The sequence below is a fragment of the Muricoccus roseus genome (genome assembly GCF_900141905.1).
GTDB classification, from domain to species: Bacteria; Pseudomonadota; Alphaproteobacteria; order Acetobacterales; family Acetobacteraceae; genus Roseomonas; species Roseomonas rosea.
This window is the reverse complement of record NZ_FQZF01000015.1, coordinates 39,759-57,812: the sequence shown is the minus strand read 5'-3', so window position 1 is coordinate 57,812 and position 18,054 is coordinate 39,759. Positions and strand designations below refer to the sequence as shown.

Genomic DNA, 18,054 nt, shown 5'->3' with positions numbered 1-18,054 from the left:
GCCCGCGCCTCAGCCCCGCTCCCCGCCGCTTTCGGCCTGGGCGACCAGCCAGCGGCGGAAGGCGGCCATCGCGCCGCTTTCCTGCCGGGACTTCAGGCGGGTGAGCCAATAGGCGCCGAGCGTGACCTCGGCGGCGAAGGGGCGGGCGAGGCGGCCCTGCCGGAGGTGCTGCTCGAACATCCGGGCAGGGAGCAGGGCGATGCCGGCACCCTGCTCCGCCGCCTCGGCCATGGCGAGGGAGGAATCGAAGACGAAGCCGCGGATGGCCGGGGCGGGGAGTTCGGCGCTGGCGAACCAGCGTGGCCATTCATCGGCCCGATAGGAGCGGAGGAGGGTTTCCCGCAGCAGGTCCGCCGGCTGTCGCAGGCGGCGGCCGAGGGCCGGGGCGCAGAGGGGGGAGAGCGGGGCGGTGAGGAGGGGGGTGGCCTCCGTGCCGTGCCAGGCGCCGTCGCCGAAGCGGATGGCCAGGTCCAGCCCTTCGCCCGCCAGGTCCACGCGGTTGTTGTTGGTCATCAGGCGCAGGTCCACGAAGGGGTGGTTCGCGCGGAAATCCGGCAGGCGCGGCAGGAGCCAGCCCGTGACGAAGGTGCCCACCGCGCCCAGGGTGAGGACCTCGCGCAGGCGGCCGCCCTCGAACCGGTCCAGCGTGCCGGCGATCCGCCGGAAGGCATCGCTCAGGACGGGGAGGAGGGCCTCGCCCTCCTCCGTCAGCGCCAAGCCGCGGGGAAGGCGGCGGAAGAGCGGCGTGCCCAAGATTTCCTCAAGCGCCTTCACCTGGTGGCTGACGGCCGCCTGGGTGACGCGCAGCTCCAGCCCCGCACGGGTGAAGCTCAGATGGCGCGCGGCCGCTTCGAAGGCGCGGAGGGCGTTCAGGGGAAGGTTCGATAGGGCCATGCGGTCGGATTAGTTTTTCTCGGGGCTCTCGCGAAGGATGATCGTTTGTCTCCCGGCCCGTGCGGAGGCCAGTTTCGGCCGGCCAGCAAGGGGAGGCATCGATGATCGGACGGCGTGGGGTGATGGGCGGGGCCGTGGCGGCCCTGGGGGCCAGCGGCCCGGCGCGGGCGCAGGGCGGCTTCGGCAACCTGCCGGAGGCTTTCCGCCGGATCGAGGCGGCGCGGGGCGGGCGGCTGGGCGTCGCCGTGCTGGACGCGGGGAGCGGGCGCGGCGCGGGGTACCGGGCGGCGGAGCGCTTCCCGCTCGGCAGCACTTTCAAGCTGCTGGTCGCGGCCGCGGTGCTGGCCCGCGCGGATGCGGGGCGGGAGAGCATGGAGCGTCGCATCCGCTTCACGCGCGAGGATCTCGTGACCTATTCGCCGGTGACGCAAAGGGCCGTCGGCGGGGAGGGGATGACGCTGGCCGCCCTGTGCGAGGCCACGATGGTGACGAGCGACAACACGGCCGGGAACCTGCTGCTGCGGGTGGTGGGCGGCCCCGAGGGGCTGACCGCCTGGCTGCGCGGGTTGGGCGACGGGGTGACGCGGCTGGACCGGTGGGAGACGGCGCTGAACGAGGCGCGGCCGGGGGACGAGCGCGACACGACCAGCCCCGCCGCCATGCTGGCGAGCCTGCGGGCGGTGACGGTCGGGAATGCCCTGTCGGAGGCGGCGCGGGCGCAGCTGATCGGTTGGCTCCGGGGCAACCGGACGGGGGATGCGCGCCTGCGGGCGCGGCTGCCTGCGGGCTGGCAAGCAGGCGAGAAGACCGGGACGAGCGCCCATGGGACGAGCAACGATGTGGGGCTGCTCTGGCCGCCCGGCGACGCGGCGCCAGTGCTGGTGGCTGCTTATCTGACCGAGGGCGCGGCGGATGGCGCCGTGCGCGACGCGGCGCTGGCGGAGGTCGGCGCGGCCGTCGCGGCGGCCTGGGGAGGGTAGGGCGGCGGCCTCGGCGGCGCTGCGGGACAGGGGGGTATCATAGAGCGCCCGCCGGGCGGGTTTGCGGCGCCACGTCCTGCCCGGCGGATCGGCGGCGATGCCTCGCTAACGCCTCATCGCCCCTGCGCCGTTTCCAGTGGCGTTCCGGCGGAAAAAACATTTTTGTTCCCGCCTCTGCGAGTTGTGATATCGCACCGCGCCCACGATGCCTGCGGAGGGACGCTGCCTTGCGGGGCGAAAGACAAGACCCGTCCTCCAGCCCGCCCAGCGGACCGACCGCCCCCGGCCTCGGCTTTCTCCATGGGGCCGGGGAAGCCGGGGCGCTGATCCAGGCGCTGGACGGGACGAACAGCCCACTGGGGCTGGCGGAAGGGTGGTCGGCGACGCTGCGCTGCGTGATGGGCATCGTCCTGCCCTCAAGGGCGCAGATCGCGGTGTTCTGGGGGCTGGACTATGTGGCCCTCTACAACGAAGCCTACGCGCCCTCCATCGGGACCAAGCATCCGCGCGCCATGGGGCGGCCGGCGCGGGAGAGCTGGGGCGAGCTCTGGGACGTGCTGGGCCCACTGCTCGACGGGGTGCGCGAGACGGGCGAGACGCTGCATGCGCATGATGCCCGCTTCCTCATCGACCGGCACGGATATCTGGAGGAGGTGTTCTTCGACATCTCCTATTCGGCGGTGCATGAGGATGGCGCCGTCGCCGGCATCGTCTGCGTAGTTGCCGAGACGACGGGGCGGGTTCTGGCGGACCGGCGGCTGCGCGGGCTGCGGGCCACCGGGCTGAGCCTGGCGAATGCGGGGCGGGTGGAGGAGGCCTGCGCGGCCGCCCTATCCGCCATGGCGGCGGAAAACCCTGCGGACCTGCCCTGGGGCCGCATCCTGCTGGACGGGGAAGCCGGGCTTTCCACCGTCGCCTCCCACGGGGCCGCGCCGGAGGGCGACCTGGCCGACGTGCAAGCGGCGGTGCTGCGGGCGGGCGTGGCGCGCGTGGTCCCTGGCGGGCTCGCCCTGCCGCTCATGGCAGGCGCCGAGGTGGCCGGCGTGTTCCTGGCCGGGCTGAACCCGAACCTTCGCGTCGAGGGGGAGTACGGCAGCTATCTCGGCCTCGTGGCGGGGCAGATCTCCCTGGCGATCACCCGGCTGCGGCAACAGGAGGAGGAGCGTCGCGCGGCGGCGCGGCTGCGCGAGAGCGAGGCCCGGTTCCGCAACATGGCCGACCATGCCCCGGTGCTGGTGTGGATGACGGAGCCGGACGGGCGCTGCGTCTATCTCAGCCAGCGCTGGTACGCCTTCACGGGCCAGACGCCGGAGACGGGGCTGGGCGATGGCTGGCTGGATGCGGTGCATCCGGAGGACCGGGCGCATGCGAAGGCGGTCTTCGCGCGGGCCACGGCGACGGCTTCGGAGTTTCAGATCGAGTACCGGCTGCGGCGGGCCGATGGCGCCTATGTCTGGATGATCGACGCGGCCGCGCCGCGCCTGGGCGAGGAGGGGCGCTTCGCCGGCTTCATCGGCTCGGTGCTCGACATCGGCGACCGGCGGCGGGCCGAGGAGGCGCGGGACCTTCTCGCGCGCGAGCTGTCGCACCGGATCAAGAACATCTTCATGGTGACCGGGGGGCTGGCCGCGCTGAGCGCGCGCGGGGACGCGGCGGCGGAGGCCTTCGCGGCGCGGCTGCAGGCACGGCTGCGGGCACTCTCCCTGGCGCATGACCTCGTGCGGCCCGAGGTTCCGGAGGCCGGGGGCGGGCCGCTGAGCCTTCGGGGGCTGACCTTGCATGGGCTGCTGCAGGCGCTGCTGGAGCCCTATGCCGATGGAGAGCGCGTAGGGGTGGAGGGAGCGGACTGCCCTGTGGGCTATGCGGCCGCCAATGCGCTGGCCCTGGTGCTGCACGAGCAGGCGACCAATGCCGTGAAATACGGAGCGCTTTCCGCACCCGCCGGGCGGGTGAGGATCACCACCCGGCTGGAGGATGGGGTGCTGCGGCTGGAGTGGCGGGAGACGGGCGGGCCGCGCCTGGGCGGGCCACCGACCCGCCGCGGCTTCGGCACCATGCTGGCCGCGCGCAGCCTGGCCGGGCAGGTGCAGGGCCGAATGGTGCATGACTGGCGCCCGGAGGGCCTCGTGATGCAGCTGGAGGTGCCGCGGGCCGGGCTGGAGCGCTGAGCGGCCCAAGGTTGAAGGCGGCGGCTCGCAGGGCGGGGCTTGCGGGGCGCGGTCTTCGGAGGCACCACCGCGGGCGGAACGCGGAAGGAAGCCCCCATGGCGCGCAAGCATCGGATCGCGGTGATCCCCGGCGACGGGATCGGCAAGGAGACGACGCCGGAGGGGCTACGCGTGCTGGACGCCGCGGCGCGGCGCTTCGGCTTCGAGCTGGAGCTGACGCATTACGGCTGGTCCTGCGAGACCTATGCGCAGACGGGCAAGATGATGCCCGACGATGGGCTGGAGCAGCTGCGCGCACATGACAGCGTGTTCCTCGGCGCCGTGGGCTGGCCGGGCGTGCCGGACAACGTCTCCCTCTGGGGCCTGCTGATCCCGATGCGCCGGGATTTCGACCAGTACATCTCCCTCCGCCCCTGCCGGCTGATGCCGGGCGTGCGCTCGCCGCTGGCGGACCGCATGCCGGAGGACATCGACTTCGTCGTGGTGCGCGAGAACACGGAGGGCGAGTATTCCTCCTCGGGCGGGCGGATGTTCCGCGGCACCGAGCGGGAATTCGTGACGCAGGAAAGCGTCTTCACGCGCCAGGGCTGCGACCGTGTGATGAAGTATGCGTTCGAACTGGCCATGAAGCGGCCACGGAAGAAGCTGACCTCCGCCACCAAGTCGAACGGCATCACCTTCACCATGCCCTTCTGGGACGAGCGCTTCGCGGAGATGGCGAAGGGCTACCCGGACATCAAAACCGACCAGTTCCACGTCGACATCCTCTGCGCGCATTTCGTGCAGCACCCGGACTGGTTCGACGTGGTGGTGGCCTCCAACCTGTTCGGCGACATCCTGAGCGACCTCGGCCCGGCGGTGGCCGGCTCCATCGGCATCGCGCCCTCCGCCAACATCAACCCGGAGCGGAACCACCCCTCCATGTTCGAGCCGGTGCATGGCAGCGCGCCGGATATCGCGGGGAAGGGGATCGCGAATCCCATCGCGCAGATCTGGTCCGGCGCGCTGATGCTGGAGCATCTGGGCGAGGCGGAGGCGGCTGCCGCCGTGACCCAGGCGATCGAATCGCTGCTCGCCGAGGGTGGACCGCGCACGCGCGACCTGGGCGGCAATGCCGGCACGGTCGATGTCGGCAAGGCGCTGGCCGAGGTGGTGGCGCGGGGTTAGCATTCGCGCGTCCCACGCCCGGCCTGTGATGGCCGGGGCGACGGCGCCGCGGGCGGGGATGCGGTGCATCAATCAACACTTGAACGCTTGTTCATGTGTCGGTATAAAACGATCAGGTGTTGCGAGTTATTCTCAACAACATCGCAACACGGGACATGGGGTTCGACCGGATGGGGCACGACTACAGCTACATCGCCCGCAATTGCGAGCGCGCCGTGGTGACCGCCTATCGCGAGTTGCGCGACGTCGGCACCAATGATTTCAGCGCCTTCGGAGCCTGCACCTCGCTCTACCGGATCCACCATCCGGAAGCGACGGTCACCGAGGCGCGGCGGCTCGTCGCGGAGTGGATCGACCACCATGTGGTGCGCGTCGATCCCGGCCCGACTCCGGGCTGCGACTGCGACTGACGCTTCAGCGCCCTGACTGGCCGGGGACGACCCCGGCCTGATCCCCTTATGCCGGGACGACCCGGCCCCGGTTATGGGGGCCGTGACATGGCCTGGATTCTTCTCCTTCTCGCGGGGCTGCTCGAGGTCGTCTGGGCCTTTGGCATGAAGGCCTCGGACGGTTTCTCGCGCCTGGGATGGAGCGTCGTCACGCTCATCGCCATGCTGGCGAGCGTCGGGCTGCTTGCCCTCGCCATGCGAAGCCTGCCGCTCGGGACGGCCTATGCCATCTGGACGGGAATCGGGGCGCTGGGCGCCTTCCTCGTCGGCATCCTGGTTCTGGGTGAGGCGGCGACCCCGATGCGGCTGTTCAGCGCGGCCTTGATCCTCGCCGGGCTTGTCGGGCTGAAGCTCAGCTCCGGCAGTTAGGCTGGCAGTCGCCTCCTCCGCTCCGCTAGCCTCGGCGGGGAACAGGAGGAGGCCGCGGCGCCGCTCGCGCCCGGTTCCAGGATGGACGCGCTGCTTCCCTTTCGCGCCATGGCCTACAACAATGCCTGGGCGAACCACCGGCTGCTCACCGCCTGCGCGGGCCTCGGGCCGGAGGAGTTCACGGCCCACCGAACCGGCTTCTTCCCCAGCCTGCGCGCTACGCTGAACTATATCCTGGTCATCGACCACTTCTACGTGGACGCCATGGAAGGCGGCACGCTCGGCCCCGTCGCCTGGGCCGACCCCGAGCCCTGCGCCACCGTGCCGGCCCTGCGGGAAGCACAAGCGGCCGTGGACCGCCGCTTAATCTCGCTCTTGGCCGCACTGGATGCCGCGGGGCTCGCGCGAAGCGTGGCGGTGCATCGTGGCACGCGCGTGCAACGGGAACGGATGGACCGGTTGCTGCTGCATCTCTTCCAGCACCAGGTGCATCACCGCGGCCAGGCACATGCGATGCTGAGCGGCACCTCGATTTCGCCGCCACAACTCGACGAGTTCTTCGCGGCGGAGGAAGCGGGGCTGCGGGCGGGCGAGTTCGGCGAGCTGGGCTGGACCGAGGCGGAGGTCTGGAGCGCGCGGGGACGATGCTCTTGCGGTTCTTGCTGACGGTCTGGCCCGGGGAGAGGAAGAAGGAATTCTTCCTCTCCCCGGACCCGTCGAAGGCAGTGCCTTCGACCCATCATCTTTTTCTTCAAGTTTGGAATCACTGACGGTGCGCCTCAGGTCGATGACCTCAGGAGACGGCAAAGGCAGAACCGGCGCCGAGCAACCAGAGACCCACCAATCCGGGGTATCCAGGGCAGCCAGACGGGGTTCCAGGGGCTTCAGGCCCTTGGCGGGCGAGGGCGGAGCCCTCGAAGCAAGCCACCGGATGTCAAGATGCGGGGGCGAAGCGATAGGGCGCGCCGGCCTGGGCGGGGTCGAGGATGAGTCGGTGTTCGAGCGGCGGGAAGGCGCGGGAGCGGCAGTCCGGCCGGTCGCAGAGGCGGCAGGAGAGGCCGATGCCGATGCGCGCCTGAGCGAGGTCGAGTCCGTCCGCGTAGCAGACCTCCGCCGCGTGGCCGAGGTCGCATCCCATGGCGACGACCTGCACGGGCGTGGGTTCGCCCCAGCGCGGGGCCGGGCGTTCGACCGTGCGGGCGAAGCAGAGGAAGCTGGCACCGTCCGGCAGTTCCGCGATCTGCACCGCGATGCGTCCGGGCGTCGCGAAAGCCGCGTGCGGGATCCAGCGCGGGCAGGAGCCGCCGCCGCGCGCGAAGGGGAAGCCGGCCGCGGAGAAGCGTTTCGAGACGTTGCCGGCGGGGTCCACGCGCAGGAAGAAGAAGGGCACGCCGCGCGCGCCCTCGCGCTGCAGGGTGGAGAGCCGGTGGCAGCTCTGCTCGAAGGAGGTGGCGAAGCGGGCGGAGAGGGCGTCGAGGTCGTGGCGCAGCGCGCGGGCGGCGGCCTGGAAGGGCGCGTAAGGCATCATCACCGCGGCGGCGATGTAGTTGAGCAGGCCGATGCGGAGCATGGAGGCCGCTTCGTCGCTGCTCGGCCCGATGACGGCGATGGCGCGCTCCACCGCGTCGCGCGCTTCCAGCAGGGCGAGGGTGAAGGCGAGGTGGAAAGTGCGGCTTTCGCGCGGCAGGGTTTCGCTGAGCGCGAGCTGCGCGGCGGCCGCGTCGTAGCGGCGCAGCGCCGTGCCGCCGAGCGGGCCGATGGTGACGGCCAGCCCGTGATGCGCGCGCAGGCGCTGGGCGAGCGCATGGTCGAGCGCATGGGGCGAGGGATCGTCGAGCGCGGCGCGGAGGGCCTCCGCGGCCTTCTCCAGCGCGGGGAAGTGGTTGGCCGCGTCGTGGAACGCGTCCCGCGCCTCCTCGCTGGGCAGGCGCAGCAAACGGCCGGAGGGAAGCGAAAGCCCGGCCGAATCCTCGCGTGCGACACGCCAGGCGCGCCAGAGCGCGAGCACGGCGCGGGCGGCATCCGGCGCGGCGGAGGCGAGGGTGGCAGCCTGCCCCTCGGGCACGGATTCCGCGCCGAGCAGCGGGTCGCGGAACACCTCGTGCAGCCCGGCTTCCAGCCGGCCCTCCGCCTGGCCCGAGAGCAGCGCGAGATCGACGCCGAGCGCATCGGCGAGCTTGAAGACGAGGCTGGCCGTGACGGCACGCTGGTCGGCCTCGATGAGGTTCATGTAGCTGGCGGAGATGCCCAGGCGCGTGGCCAGCGCCGCCTGGGTGATGCCGCGTTCGACGCGGAGGCGCCGGACGACCCGGCCGATCATGGGACGCGCCATGATTGACAACCTTTACGGATTTTCGCCCGGTCCGGTGAAGGGCTTCACAGGTTTGCGGGCTCTGAACGCCTGATATGGCTCGCTTTTCCGGCGTGGATGTCAATCCTTTACGCATCGCAGGAGGACAGCGCGATGCACCCGATGATCACCCCGAACTTCTCACCCGACGGCTCCGGCAGTGGCGCTCCCGCCTCGCCCGGCCGCTTCGACGGCATCCGCCGCGACTACACGTCGGAGGACGTGGCGCGGCTTTCCGGCTCCTTCCGCATCCGCCACACGCTGGCGGAAATGGGCGCGGATCGGCTGTGGCGGCTGCTGCACAGCGAGGACTATGTGAACACGCTGGGCGCGCTGACGGGCAACCAGGCGCTGCAGCAGGTGAAGGCCGGGCTGAAGGCCATCTACCTCTCCGGATGGCAGGTGGCGGCTGACGCCAACTCGAACGGCGAGATGTACCCGGACCAGTCCCTCTACTCGGTGGATTCCGTGCCGAAGGTGGTCCGGCGCATCAACGCCGCGCTGCGGCGCGCGGACCAGATCGCGGTGCAGGAAGGCGGCGGCGACGGCACGCGTTGGATGGCGCCCATCGTCGCCGATGCCGAGGCTGGGTTCGGCGGGCCGCTGAACGCCTATGAGCTGATGCGCGCCATGATCGAGGCCGGCGCCGCCGGCGTGCATTTCGAGGACCAGCTGGCGAGCGAGAAGAAGTGCGGGCATCTCGGCGGCAAGGTGCTGGTGCCGATCAGCCAGCACATCCGCACGCTGAACGCGGCGCGGCTGGCGGCCGATGTGGAGGGCGTGTCGACCGTGCTGCTGTGCCGGACGGATGCCGAGAGCGCGCAGCTGCTGACGAGCGACGTGGATGAGCGCGACCACCCCTTCATCAGCGGAGAGCGCACGCCGGAGGGCTTCTTCCGCATCAAGCCCGGTGTCGGCAAGGACTACGCCATCGCCCGCGGCCTGGCCTATGCGCCCTATGCCGACCTGCTCTGGTGGGAGACGAGCGACCCGGACCTGGAGGATGCGCGGCGCTTCGCCGAGGCGATCCACCGGGAATTCCCGGGCAAGCTGCTGGCCTACAACTGCTCACCCAGCTTCAACTGGAAGCGCAAGATGGGCGAGGCGGCCGCGGCCCAGTTTCAGCGCGAGATCGCGGCGATGGGCTACAAGTTCCAGTTCATCACCCTGGCCGGCTTCCACAGCCTGAACCATTCGATGTTCACCCTGGCCAAGGGTTACCGCGAGCGCGGCATGGCCGCCTATTCCGAGCTGCAACAGGCCGAGTTCGCCTCGGAAGCCGATGGCTACACGGCCACGCGGCACCAGCGCGAGGTGGGGGTGGGGTATTTCGACGCGGTGGCCACGGCCGCGAGCGGCGGCCGCTCCTCGACCACGGCGCTCGCCCATTCCACCGAGGCCGCGCAGTTCCATGACGATGCGCCGGAAAGCCCTGCTGCGGTGGTCGACCATGATGATGGATTGGTCCACTCGCATGGTTGGGCCTGCGGCGAACGGGGGGCGCCGGCGAGCGCGAAGTAGCGGGTATCTTGGAACCGGGCGGGGCCGCGCAGATGCGCGGCTCCGTCCTTCGCTCCTCCGCCAGGTCCTAGTATTGGCTGACCCGCCGGGCTTCCCATTTGTCGGGATAGGCGCAGTCATAGGTCTGGCCGCCCGTCTGAGCCGCCAGGACGTTGAGCGCGGCGATCGCGACCGACTTGCCGAAGCCTTCCTAATCCAGCTGCGCCGAGCAGCCGGGGGTCATGCCGAGAAGCAGGAGAAGGGCGAGGAGGCGATGCATCGCTTTGGTCCTGCAAGGATCGGACGGATCATCCCGGCAAATGGGGCGGCGTCACGATGCGGTGCCGCCCCGCCGGCCAGGGCTACTTCTTCTCCATGTTCCAGAAGAACTGAACGGGGGAGAGCACCATGCCCGTGAGGTTCTTGCGATAGGCCATGGGCTGCTCGACCTTGCCCGCCGGGGCGTAGGGCACGGTCTCGAAGGCGCGGCGCTCGATCTGGGCGGCCAGCGTCTTCTGCGTGTTCAGGTCGTCGCTCGCGATCCACTGATCGCGCAGTGTCTCGATCTGCGGATCGTTCGGCCATCCGAACCAGGCCGCGGCGCCGTTGCTTCGGATCAGCGGGTGCAGGGCGGGGTTCAGCACGTCCGCACCCGACCACAGCGTGTGGAACACAGACCATCCACCGGCGTCGGGCGCCCCGCGATTGGCGCGGCGGCCGATGAAGCTCGCCCAGTCCGTGGAGATCAGCTCCACATTCATCCCGAGATTGGTCAGCAGCTGCTGCGTGACAAGCGACTGGTTGTAGGCGATCGGCTGGTCCGCCGGGGCGAGGAGGACGACCTTCTCGTTCGCGTAGCCCGCCTCGCGCAGCATCGCCTTCGCACGGTTGATGTCCGCGCGCATCGCCTCGGCCCCGCCCGCGCCGGTGGACATGGGCGAGCCCGGCGTGAAGAAGGTCTTGGCCTCCTGGTAGTAGTCGGGGCTGCCGACCACCGCCTGCATGTAGTCCTCCTGCTTCATTGCCATCATCACGGCCTGGCGGATCTTCGGATTGTTGAAGGGCGCCTGGGTGTGGTTGAAGCGCATCAGCAGGATGAGGCCGAGCGGCACGTTCTGGATGGTGATGTTGCGGTCCCGCTTCAGCACGGGCAGCAGGTCCACCGGCGGCTGCTCGTACCAGTCCACCTCACCCTGGATCAACGCGCCCACGGCGGCGGAGGGCTCGGTGAGGCCGACCCATTCGATCCGGTCGATCTTCGCGACCTTGCCGCCGGCGGCCCAGGAGGGCGCCTCCTCGCGCGGCTTGTAGCCGGCGAAGCGTTCGTAGATCGCGTTCTGGCCGGGCACCCATTGCGTCGTCTGGAAGCGCCAGGGGCCGGAGCCGATGGCCTCGGTGATGTTGCGCGTGGGCTCCGTCATCGCCACGCGTTCGGGCATGATGAAGGGCACGTTGGAGGAGAGCTTGCCAAGGGCTGCGGTGATCTGCGGGAAGGGCTTCTTCAGCCGCACCGCGAAGGTGCGGGCGTCCACCGCGTCATAGCCGTCCACGAAGGTGGCGAAGGTCTGGCCGAAGGCGTCGCGGGCGGACCAGCGGCGGATGGAGGCGATGCAGTCCTGCGCGCGGACGGGGGTGTTGTCGTGGAACATCAGACCGTCGCGCAGCTGGAAGGTCCATTTCAGACCGTCCGGCGCGCTTTCCCAGTGCTGCACCATCTGCGGCTTGATCTGGAAGTTCTCATCCGTCGCAAAGAGCGTGTCGTAGATGAGGTAGCCATGGTTGCGGATGACGTAGCTGGTCGCGACGATCGGATCGAGCGAGGGCAGGGGCGTCGAGGGGATGAAGCGCAGCGGCGCCGCGGATTGCGCGCGGGCGGGGCCGATATAGGGCATCCCCCCAAGAGATGGGGCTGCCGCGAGGGCGGCGCCTCCGGCAAGAAGGTGGCGGCGGGTCAGGCTCATCGGTCGATCCTCTTACGCGTTGGATGCCGTGCGCCCCTCCGGAACGGCGGGGATGGCGCCCCCAGCGATGCTGTCTTGCTTGCTTGGGAGCGGCCGTGTCCGGCCGCTCCTTGTCGTCGGGTCAGGCGGCCTGCGGCAGGCCGACATCCGGCAGCTTGGGGCGCTTCGCGAGCGCGGCCTTCATCATGGCCTGCACCTCCGCGCGCTCCTTTTCCGGAAGGGCCAGGCGGGGCGGACGGGTGATGGAGGAGCCGCGGCCCATGATGGCCTCGCAGAGCTTGATGCATTGAACGAGGTCCGGCCGCGCATCGAGGTGCAGCAGCGGCATGAACCACTCGTAGATCGGCATCAGCTCGGCCATCCGGCCCTGGCGTGCCAGGCGGAACAGCGTCTCGCCCTCCACGGGGAACGCGTTCGACATGCCGGACACCCATCCCTCGGCGCCCATCAGCACGCTCTCGACCACCACGTCGTCCAGGCCCGCGAACAAGGTGAAGCGGTCACCGACCAGGTTGCGGAGATCAATGAAGCGGCGCGTGTCGCCCGAGGATTCCTTGAAGCAGACGATCGTCTCGACATCGGCGAGCATCGCCAGGATGTCGGGCGTGACGTCGTTCTTGTAGATGGGCGGGTTGTTGTAGACCATCACCGGCAGGTCGGTGGCGGTGGCCACGCCGCGGAAATGCGCGGCCGTCTCGTGCGGCTTCGCGGAATAGACGAGGGCGGGCATCACCATCACCCCGTCCACGCCGATGCGCGCGGCCTCGCGCGCCGTGTCGCAGGCGAAGGCGGTGGTGAATTCGGCGATGCCGGCGATGACGGGCACGCGGCCGCGCGCGGCATCCTTGGCCGCCTCCATCACCTGCACCTTCTCCTTCAGGGAGAGGGCGGTGTTCTCGCCCACGGTGCCGCAGACGATCAGGCCGGAGACGCCGTCGCGCACCAGGTTCTCGATCACCTTGTGGGTGGCCTGGATGTCCAGGCTGAAATCCTTGCGGAACTGGGTGGTGACGGCGGGGAAAACGCCCTGCCAGCCGATCTTCTTCGCCATGGGTCACTCCTGCGCGGCAAGCGGAACGTAGATTGGATAAAATAAACAGGTCAAGCGGCATCGCTGATGTGGAAATCTCCACATCCCATCCAAATGGATGGGGGCGGGCCCCGGCGAGGTCTCTAGAAGCCCTGCGTCCAGGCGCCCGACACGATCCGTGACCAAGGCGCCATCATCCGGCCGGTTCCCCCGCTGCGGCCGAGAGGAGATGCGCATGAGTGACGTGATCGAGACCCTCATGTCGGCCGCCCGGACCGCCGACCTCCCTCAGCCGGCGCAGGCCTCTGTCCGGGTTCCCCTAGCCCCCACCGGGGCGGAACCCGGGCGGATGGTTCACCTGCTGGGCATGCTGGTGACCTTCAAGGCCACCTCCGCCGAGACGGGCGGTGCCTTCTCCCTTTCCGAGCTGGCGATGAACCGCGGCGCGGGCATGCCGCTGCACCGGCACGCCGATACCGAGTCCTTCCTCATCCTCGAGGGCGAGGTGGAGTTCACCATCGGGCGCGAGACGCTGCGGCGCGGCGAGGGCGACTTCATCCCCATCCCGGCCGACGCGCCCCATGGCTTCCGCCAGGTAGGCGGGCGGCTGAGCCGGATGCTGAGCATCTCCATGCCGGGGCGTGCGCAGGAGGGCTTCTTCCTCGATGCCGGCGAACCCGTGGCCTATTGGGCCGTGCCGCCGGCCTCGTCCTGCAACTTCTCGCGCGTCGTCTCTGCCGGGCTGCGGCATGGAATCGTGATGCTGCCGCCCGTCTGAGGGCGAGTGGCGTCAGGCGGCCTTGGCCGCGTCCGCCGCACCCCGCGCCCAGCGGATGGAGGCGCGGGCCAGGGCCTCGATCGTGTCGATGACCGGGAAGGGAAGGGCGGGCCCGGCCGCGATCCCCAGCGGGATCTCGGTGCAGCCGAGCACCACCGCCCGCGCGCCGCGCGCCGCCAGGGCACGGGCGGCCTCGGCCAGCGGCGCGTGGGATTCGGCCACGCGGTTGGCCTTCACCAGCGCGATTCCCGGGCTCACCCAGCGGGCCATCTCGGCCTCGTCCGGCACCAGCACCTCCCAGCCACCGGCGCGCAGCCCCTCCTGGTACAGCCCCATGGCCAGGGTGGCGGCGGTGCCCATGACGCCGACCGGGCCCGGGCCGATGCCGGCCGCGCGCAGGGCCTCGGCGGCGGCCTCGACGATATGAAGGATCGGAAGGCGCGTCGCCGCGCGCATGCCCTCGATCCAGCCATGGGCCGTGTTGCAGGGGATAGCGATGGCGCCGCAGCCGGCGACCTCCAGGCCACGGATGCCCCGCAGCAGCGCGGGCAGGGGATCGGGCCCGCGCCCCTGGCGCGCGGCCGTGCGGTCCGGCACGCGGGGGTCGGACCAGAGGATCGCGGGGATGTGGTCCTGGTCCCGCTCGGCCGGCGTCAGCAGGGTGAGCTGGCGCATGAACTCGGCGCTGGCCAGCGGGCCCATGCCGCCGAGGACGCCCAGGATCCGCTCTTCCATCGCCCTTCTCCGCTCGGAACGCCCTTGTATAGGCGCCGCGCGCGCCCTCAGCCCAGCCCGTCCCACACCAGCTTCGCGCCCGTGATGCCGAGCAGCACATAGACGAAGTTGTAGAAGCTGCGGTCGCTGATCCGCTTCTGCAGGGCGATGCCGAGATGCACGCCGATGGGCGCGACTGGCATCAGCACGAGGCTGGTGAGGATGTTGGTCCAGTCCAGCAGCCCCAGCCCCCAGAAGGGCAGGATCTTCGCGTAGTTCACCACGCCGAAGACGACGGTGGTGGTGGCCGCCAGCGTCTGCCGGTCCAGCTTCAGCGGATAGAGATACATGGCCAGCGGCGGCCCCCCTGTATGCGCGAGGGTGCTGGTGAAGCCCGAGGCCGTGCCGAAGAACCAGGCCTTGAGCCGGTTCGGCGCGGCCGGCGGCGGCACCCGGCCGCTGGCGCGCTGCCAGAGCGCGCGGGCCAGGAAGCCCAGGGTGAGGATGCCTAACATCAGGCTGATGCCGCGCGCGGAGAACAGCCCGAAGGTGAGGGTGCCGATGACGATGCCGAGCAGCCCGGCCGGAAGGATGGCCCGCATCTCCCGCGTGCTCCACCGCCCCCACCAGGCCCGCAGCCCCGCCACGTCCATCACGCAGAGAACGGGCAGGGCGATCCCCACCGCCTGGGGCGCCGGGATCACCATCGCCATCACGGGCACGGAGAGATTGCCGGCCCCCGAGGCGAAACTGCCCTTGCTGATCCCGTTGAGGAGGAAGGCCGGGATGGCGAGGGCGTAGAACCAGGGGTCGGCGATGAGCGGCACGGGGCGATGATGCGCCGGGCGGCAGACCCGCGCCAGCACCCCCCTGACAGGGGCGGCGTTCCGGCCTAGAGCCTGGAGGGCGGCGGGAATGGCCGCCAAACCGGCCAGGATCGACCCATGGAGCATATGCAGGACCCCGTCTGGATCGCCGCGCTGGCCGCGGTGATGGCGGCGACGGGGCTGGTTTCGGGCACGCTGGCGGGGTTGCTCGGCGTCGGTGGCGGCATCGTGATCGTCCCGGTGCTCTTCAACGTCTTTCCCTTCCTTGGCATCCCCGAGGCAGTGCAGATGAAGCTGGCGGTGGGCACCTCGCTCGCCACCATCATTCCCACCTCCATCCAGTCCGCCCGCAAGCACCGCGCGAAGGGCGCGATGGACGTGCCGCTGCTGAAGGCGATGATCCCCTCCCTGATCGTGGGCGTGCTGGTCGGTACCGTCATCGCCATTTGGGTGAAGGGCGCGACGCTGACGGCCGTCTTCGCCGCCATCGCGCTGCTGGTGGCGCTGAACATGGGCTTCACCGGCGTGGATGCGCGCCTGCGCGAGACCTTCCCAACCGGCATCCTGCGGCAGCTGCTCGGCGTCTTTATCGGCGGCATCTCCGCCATGATGGGCATTGGGGGTGGCACGGTGGGCGTGCCCCTGCTGAACATGTTCGGCACGCCGATCCGCTCCGCCGTCGCCACAGCCTCGGCCTTCGGCATCGTCATCTCCATCCCGGCGGCCATCGGCTTCGTCTATGCGGGCTGGGGCAATCCGCTGCTGCCGCCCGCCAGCCTCGGCTATGTCAACCTGATCGGCTGCCTGCTGATCGTGCCCACCTCCATGCTGGCGACGCCCTGGGGGGTGCATCTGGCGCACACCATCCCGCCGCTCGCGCTCAAGCGCGCCTTCGCCGTGTTCCTCGGGATCACGGCGGTGCGGATGATCTATTCGCTGGTGACCTGAGGGCGGCACCGCCCGCCCGGGGCTTGCCAGCGCCGCGCGGCCGGGCTTGAACCCGCGGCCCCGCGGAGCAGCGCCATGCAACCTGTCATCGGCATCGATTTCGGCACCACGAACAGCGTGGTCACGGCGCTGCGGCCGGATGGGCGGGCGGTGACGCTCCGGCACGAGATGGGGGAGGTGTTCCGCTCCGTCCTGTGCTTCTGGTCGGACCCCAGGGGCGGCGCGCTGCGCCATGCCGCCGGGCCCGCGGGGATCGAGGCCTATCTGGACGAACCGCTGGCCAGCCGGCTCGTCATGTCGATGAAGAGCTACCTGGCCCAGCGCAGCTTCACGGAGACAAGGATCTTCGGGCGCCGCTGGACGCTGGAGGCGCTGATCGCGCTGTTCCTGCGGGAGCTGCTGGCGCCCTTCGGGGCCGAGATGGCCGGCGCGCGGGTGGTGGTGGGGCGCCCCGTGCGCTTCGTGGGAGACCGGGCCGAGGACGACCTCGGCGAGGCGCGGCTCCGCGCCGCCTTCGCCCAGGCCGGCCTGCCCGAGGTTTCCGTGGCGCTGGAGCCCGCGGCGGCCGGGCAGCGATTCGCCGGCGAGATCGACCGGCCCGCGACCGTGCTCGTGGGGGACTTCGGCGGCGGCACGAGCGACTTCTCCGTGCTGCGCTTCGACCCCGGGCCGCCCCTGAAGGTGACCGCGCTCGGCCATGCGGGCGTGGGGCTGGCGGGGGACGCCTTCGACACGCGGATCATCGACCATGTGGTCTCGCCCCGGCTCGGTAAGGGCGGGGAATACAGGGTGATGGGCAAGCCGCTGCCCATCCCGCCCGCCTGGTATGCCAGCTTCGCCCGCTGGCACCAGCTGCCGCTGATGCGCGGGCCGAAGACGCTGCGCGACATCGCCGAGGTGGCCCGCACGGCGGACCATCCCGAAATGCTGCACCAGCTGGTCCGGCTGATCGAGGACGAGGCGGGCTACGCCCTCTACCGCGCCGTCTCCTCCGCCAAGGCCGCCCTCTCCGCCGAGGAGGCGGCGGTCCTTCGCTTCCGGCACGAGGATTTCGAGATCGAGGCCCCGATCGCGCGGGCCGATTTCGAGGCCTGGATCGCCCCGGACCTGGCGCGGATGGAGGCGGCGGTGGAGGCCGCGCTGGCGGATGCCGGGCTGGAGGCCGCCGGGGTGGACCGGGTCTTCCTCACCGGCGGCACCTCCCTGGTGCCCGCCGTGCGGAGCATCTTCACCCGGCGCTTCGGGGAGGAGCGGATCTTCGGCGGTGGCGAATTCGTCTCGGTGGCCGAGGGACTGGCGCTGATGGGGCGGGATCAGACCAGCCCATAGGCGAAGATGGCGAGGTAGGAGGGAACGGCGCTGGCGAGAAGGAGCAGCGCGATGGTGTTGACGCTCTCATCCGCCAGGGTAGGCCCGGCCTCGCCAGGGCCGGCGGCGGTTCAGCGGGTGCTTCGGCTTCCCCGCATGTAGCGGCGCTCCGGGCGGTAGGTGTTGCGGGCCGTCCAACGGGCCAGGATGAGGCGCAGTCTTGCAATGATTCGGGCGACCATGGCGGGCTTGCTCCTGCCGGGATAGGGCCATGTTGCGGTGCGGTTGGTGAACGGAACGTCACCGATCCGCAGCGGTTTGGGGGCAGCGAGGTTGACCCCGGGGCCTGTGACCCATATACCGCCGCCTCCCCGGGGGACGGCTCACGTCGCCCCGCCCCTCGACGTGTGGCCAGGCTGACCGATGAAGATCCGCAACTCCCTCAAGACCGCAAAGACGCGCGACAAGAACTGCGTGGTGGTGCGCCGCCGTGGCCGTCTGTACGTGCTGAACAAGAAGAACCCGCGCCTGAAGGCCCGCCAGGGCTGATCGCGCGGGCGGGGCTCCGCCCCCGCCCGTTCGCCCGTATGGGCGCGGATGCGACGTGAAGC

The 18,054-nt window shown here is 70.6% G+C and carries 17 protein-coding genes; 11 read left to right on the top strand and 6 right to left on the bottom strand.

The features are described from left to right. Positions 1 to 9: 9 nt before the first annotated feature. The gene (locus BUB97_RS13720) at positions 10 to 894 is read right to left on the bottom strand and encodes a LysR family transcriptional regulator (RefSeq protein WP_073135654.1); all 885 of its coding nucleotides are present in this window, start codon (positions 892 to 894) and stop codon (positions 10 to 12) included. Between the two features lie 101 nt (positions 895 to 995). On the opposite strand from BUB97_RS13720, the gene bla reads away from it, so the two are divergent. The 6 genes from bla (at position 996) to BUB97_RS13690 (ending at position 6,693) form a co-directional block, all read left to right on the top strand. Then, entirely contained in the window at positions 996 to 1,874 is an 879-nt protein-coding gene (bla, locus tag BUB97_RS13715; RefSeq protein ID WP_073135652.1) for a class A beta-lactamase, read from the top strand. Positions 1,875 to 2,101: 227 nt separating this feature from the next. Further along, positions 2,102 to 4,042 carry a PAS domain S-box protein gene (locus BUB97_RS13710; protein ID WP_139281344.1) on the top strand — a complete coding sequence of 647 codons (1,941 nt, stop codon included), beginning with the start codon at positions 2,102 to 2,104 and terminating at the stop codon, positions 4,040 to 4,042. Between the two features lie 96 nt (positions 4,043 to 4,138). Next, positions 4,139 to 5,209: a tartrate dehydrogenase gene (locus BUB97_RS13705; RefSeq protein WP_073135648.1), complete on the top strand. Its 1,071-nt coding sequence runs from the start codon at positions 4,139 to 4,141 to the stop codon at positions 5,207 to 5,209. Positions 5,210 to 5,379: 170 nt separating this feature from the next. Then, the gene (locus BUB97_RS13700; RefSeq protein ID WP_073135797.1) at positions 5,380 to 5,619 is read left to right on the top strand and encodes a hypothetical protein; all 240 of its coding nucleotides are present in this window, start codon (positions 5,380 to 5,382) and stop codon (positions 5,617 to 5,619) included. Between the two features lie 87 nt (positions 5,620 to 5,706). Next, a complete protein-coding gene (sugE, locus tag BUB97_RS13695; RefSeq protein ID WP_073135646.1) occupies positions 5,707 to 6,027 on the top strand; it encodes a quaternary ammonium compound efflux SMR transporter SugE in 321 nt (106 codons plus the stop codon). An 81-nt stretch (positions 6,028 to 6,108) separates the two neighbouring features. Next, a complete protein-coding gene (locus BUB97_RS13690; protein ID WP_073135644.1) occupies positions 6,109 to 6,693 on the top strand; it encodes a DinB family protein in 585 nt (194 codons plus the stop codon). A 268-nt stretch (positions 6,694 to 6,961) separates the two neighbouring features. On the opposite strand, the gene BUB97_RS13685 is transcribed toward BUB97_RS13690, so the two are convergent. Next, complete coding sequence (locus tag BUB97_RS13685; protein ID WP_073135642.1) at positions 6,962 to 8,359, bottom strand: helix-turn-helix domain-containing protein; 1,398 nt, start codon at positions 8,357 to 8,359, stop codon at positions 6,962 to 6,964. A 141-nt stretch (positions 8,360 to 8,500) separates the two neighbouring features. Here BUB97_RS13685 and aceA point away from each other — a divergent pair, with 141 nt between their 5' ends. Next, positions 8,501 to 9,898: an isocitrate lyase gene (aceA, locus tag BUB97_RS13680; protein WP_086062196.1), complete on the top strand. Its 1,398-nt coding sequence runs from the start codon at positions 8,501 to 8,503 to the stop codon at positions 9,896 to 9,898. Between the two features lie 341 nt (positions 9,899 to 10,239). On the opposite strand, the gene BUB97_RS13675 is transcribed toward aceA, so the two are convergent. Then, positions 10,240 to 11,838 carry an ABC transporter substrate-binding protein gene (locus BUB97_RS13675; protein ID WP_073135638.1) on the bottom strand — a complete coding sequence of 533 codons (1,599 nt, stop codon included), beginning with the start codon at positions 11,836 to 11,838 and terminating at the stop codon, positions 10,240 to 10,242. A 121-nt stretch (positions 11,839 to 11,959) separates the two neighbouring features. Continuing rightward, positions 11,960 to 12,889: a dihydrodipicolinate synthase family protein gene (locus tag BUB97_RS13670; protein WP_073135636.1), complete on the bottom strand. Its 930-nt coding sequence runs from the start codon at positions 12,887 to 12,889 to the stop codon at positions 11,960 to 11,962. A 214-nt stretch (positions 12,890 to 13,103) separates the two neighbouring features. Between BUB97_RS13670 and BUB97_RS13665 the strand changes: the two genes are divergently transcribed. Further along, on the top strand, positions 13,104 to 13,646 hold the full coding sequence (locus BUB97_RS13665; protein WP_175562631.1) for a cupin domain-containing protein: 543 nt from the start codon (positions 13,104 to 13,106) through the stop codon (positions 13,644 to 13,646). A gap of 12 nt (positions 13,647 to 13,658) precedes the next feature. Here BUB97_RS13665 and cuyB read toward each other — a convergent pair whose 3' ends face one another. Together cuyB and BUB97_RS13655 are read right to left on the bottom strand one after the other, a co-directional pair. After that, entirely contained in the window at positions 13,659 to 14,381 is a 723-nt protein-coding gene (cuyB, locus tag BUB97_RS13660; protein ID WP_073135634.1) for a cysteate racemase, read from the bottom strand. A gap of 47 nt (positions 14,382 to 14,428) precedes the next feature. Next, complete coding sequence (locus BUB97_RS13655) at positions 14,429 to 15,313, bottom strand: sulfite exporter TauE/SafE family protein (RefSeq protein ID WP_245818301.1); 885 nt, start codon at positions 15,311 to 15,313, stop codon at positions 14,429 to 14,431. Here BUB97_RS13655 and BUB97_RS13650 point away from each other — a divergent pair. The 3 genes from BUB97_RS13650 to ykgO all read left to right on the top strand — a co-directional run bounded on the left by BUB97_RS13650 (position 15,305) and on the right by ykgO (position 17,992). After that, complete coding sequence (locus tag BUB97_RS13650; RefSeq protein WP_073135632.1) at positions 15,305 to 16,135, top strand: sulfite exporter TauE/SafE family protein; 831 nt, start codon at positions 15,305 to 15,307, stop codon at positions 16,133 to 16,135. The genes BUB97_RS13655 and BUB97_RS13650 overlap by 9 nt on opposite strands. 75 nt (positions 16,136 to 16,210) lie before the next feature. Continuing rightward, the gene (locus BUB97_RS13645) at positions 16,211 to 17,464 is read left to right on the top strand and encodes an Hsp70 family protein (RefSeq protein ID WP_073135630.1); all 1,254 of its coding nucleotides are present in this window, start codon (positions 16,211 to 16,213) and stop codon (positions 17,462 to 17,464) included. A gap of 402 nt (positions 17,465 to 17,866) precedes the next feature. After that, entirely contained in the window at positions 17,867 to 17,992 is a 126-nt protein-coding gene (gene ykgO / locus BUB97_RS13640; RefSeq protein WP_043337704.1) for a type B 50S ribosomal protein L36, read from the top strand. Positions 17,993 to 18,054 lie beyond the last annotated feature (62 nt).

What these genes read in the sequence shown, in the direction of transcription:
- bla (WP_073135652.1), top strand. Translation starts at nt 996, where the DNA reads ATGATCGGACGGCGTGGGGTGATGGGCGGGGCCGTGGCGGCCCTGGGG.
- BUB97_RS13675 (WP_073135638.1), bottom strand. Translation starts at nt 11,838, where the DNA reads ATGAGCCTGACCCGCCGCCACCTTCTTGCCGGAGGCGCCGCCCTCGCG.
- BUB97_RS13655 (WP_245818301.1), bottom strand. Translation starts at nt 15,313, where the DNA reads ATGCTCCATGGGTCGATCCTGGCCGGTTTGGCGGCCATTCCCGCCGCC.
- BUB97_RS13670 (WP_073135636.1), bottom strand. Translation starts at nt 12,889, where the DNA reads ATGGCGAAGAAGATCGGCTGGCAGGGCGTTTTCCCCGCCGTCACCACC.
- sugE (WP_073135646.1), top strand. Translation starts at nt 5,707, where the DNA reads ATGGCCTGGATTCTTCTCCTTCTCGCGGGGCTGCTCGAGGTCGTCTGG.
- ykgO (WP_043337704.1), top strand. Translation starts at nt 17,867, where the DNA reads ATGAAGATCCGCAACTCCCTCAAGACCGCAAAGACGCGCGACAAGAAC.
- BUB97_RS13705 (WP_073135648.1), top strand. Translation starts at nt 4,139, where the DNA reads ATGGCGCGCAAGCATCGGATCGCGGTGATCCCCGGCGACGGGATCGGC.
- BUB97_RS13685 (WP_073135642.1), bottom strand. Translation starts at nt 8,359, where the DNA reads ATGGCGCGTCCCATGATCGGCCGGGTCGTCCGGCGCCTCCGCGTCGAA.
- aceA (WP_086062196.1), top strand. Translation starts at nt 8,501, where the DNA reads ATGATCACCCCGAACTTCTCACCCGACGGCTCCGGCAGTGGCGCTCCC.
- BUB97_RS13690 (WP_073135644.1), top strand. Translation starts at nt 6,109, where the DNA reads ATGGACGCGCTGCTTCCCTTTCGCGCCATGGCCTACAACAATGCCTGG.
- BUB97_RS13645 (WP_073135630.1), top strand. Translation starts at nt 16,211, where the DNA reads ATGCAACCTGTCATCGGCATCGATTTCGGCACCACGAACAGCGTGGTC.
- BUB97_RS13700 (WP_073135797.1), top strand. Translation starts at nt 5,380, where the DNA reads ATGGGGCACGACTACAGCTACATCGCCCGCAATTGCGAGCGCGCCGTG.
- cuyB (WP_073135634.1), bottom strand. Translation starts at nt 14,381, where the DNA reads ATGGAAGAGCGGATCCTGGGCGTCCTCGGCGGCATGGGCCCGCTGGCC.
- BUB97_RS13720 (WP_073135654.1), bottom strand. Translation starts at nt 894, where the DNA reads ATGGCCCTATCGAACCTTCCCCTGAACGCCCTCCGCGCCTTCGAAGCG.
- BUB97_RS13665 (WP_175562631.1), top strand. Translation starts at nt 13,104, where the DNA reads ATGAGTGACGTGATCGAGACCCTCATGTCGGCCGCCCGGACCGCCGAC.
- BUB97_RS13650 (WP_073135632.1), top strand. Translation starts at nt 15,305, where the DNA reads ATGGAGCATATGCAGGACCCCGTCTGGATCGCCGCGCTGGCCGCGGTG.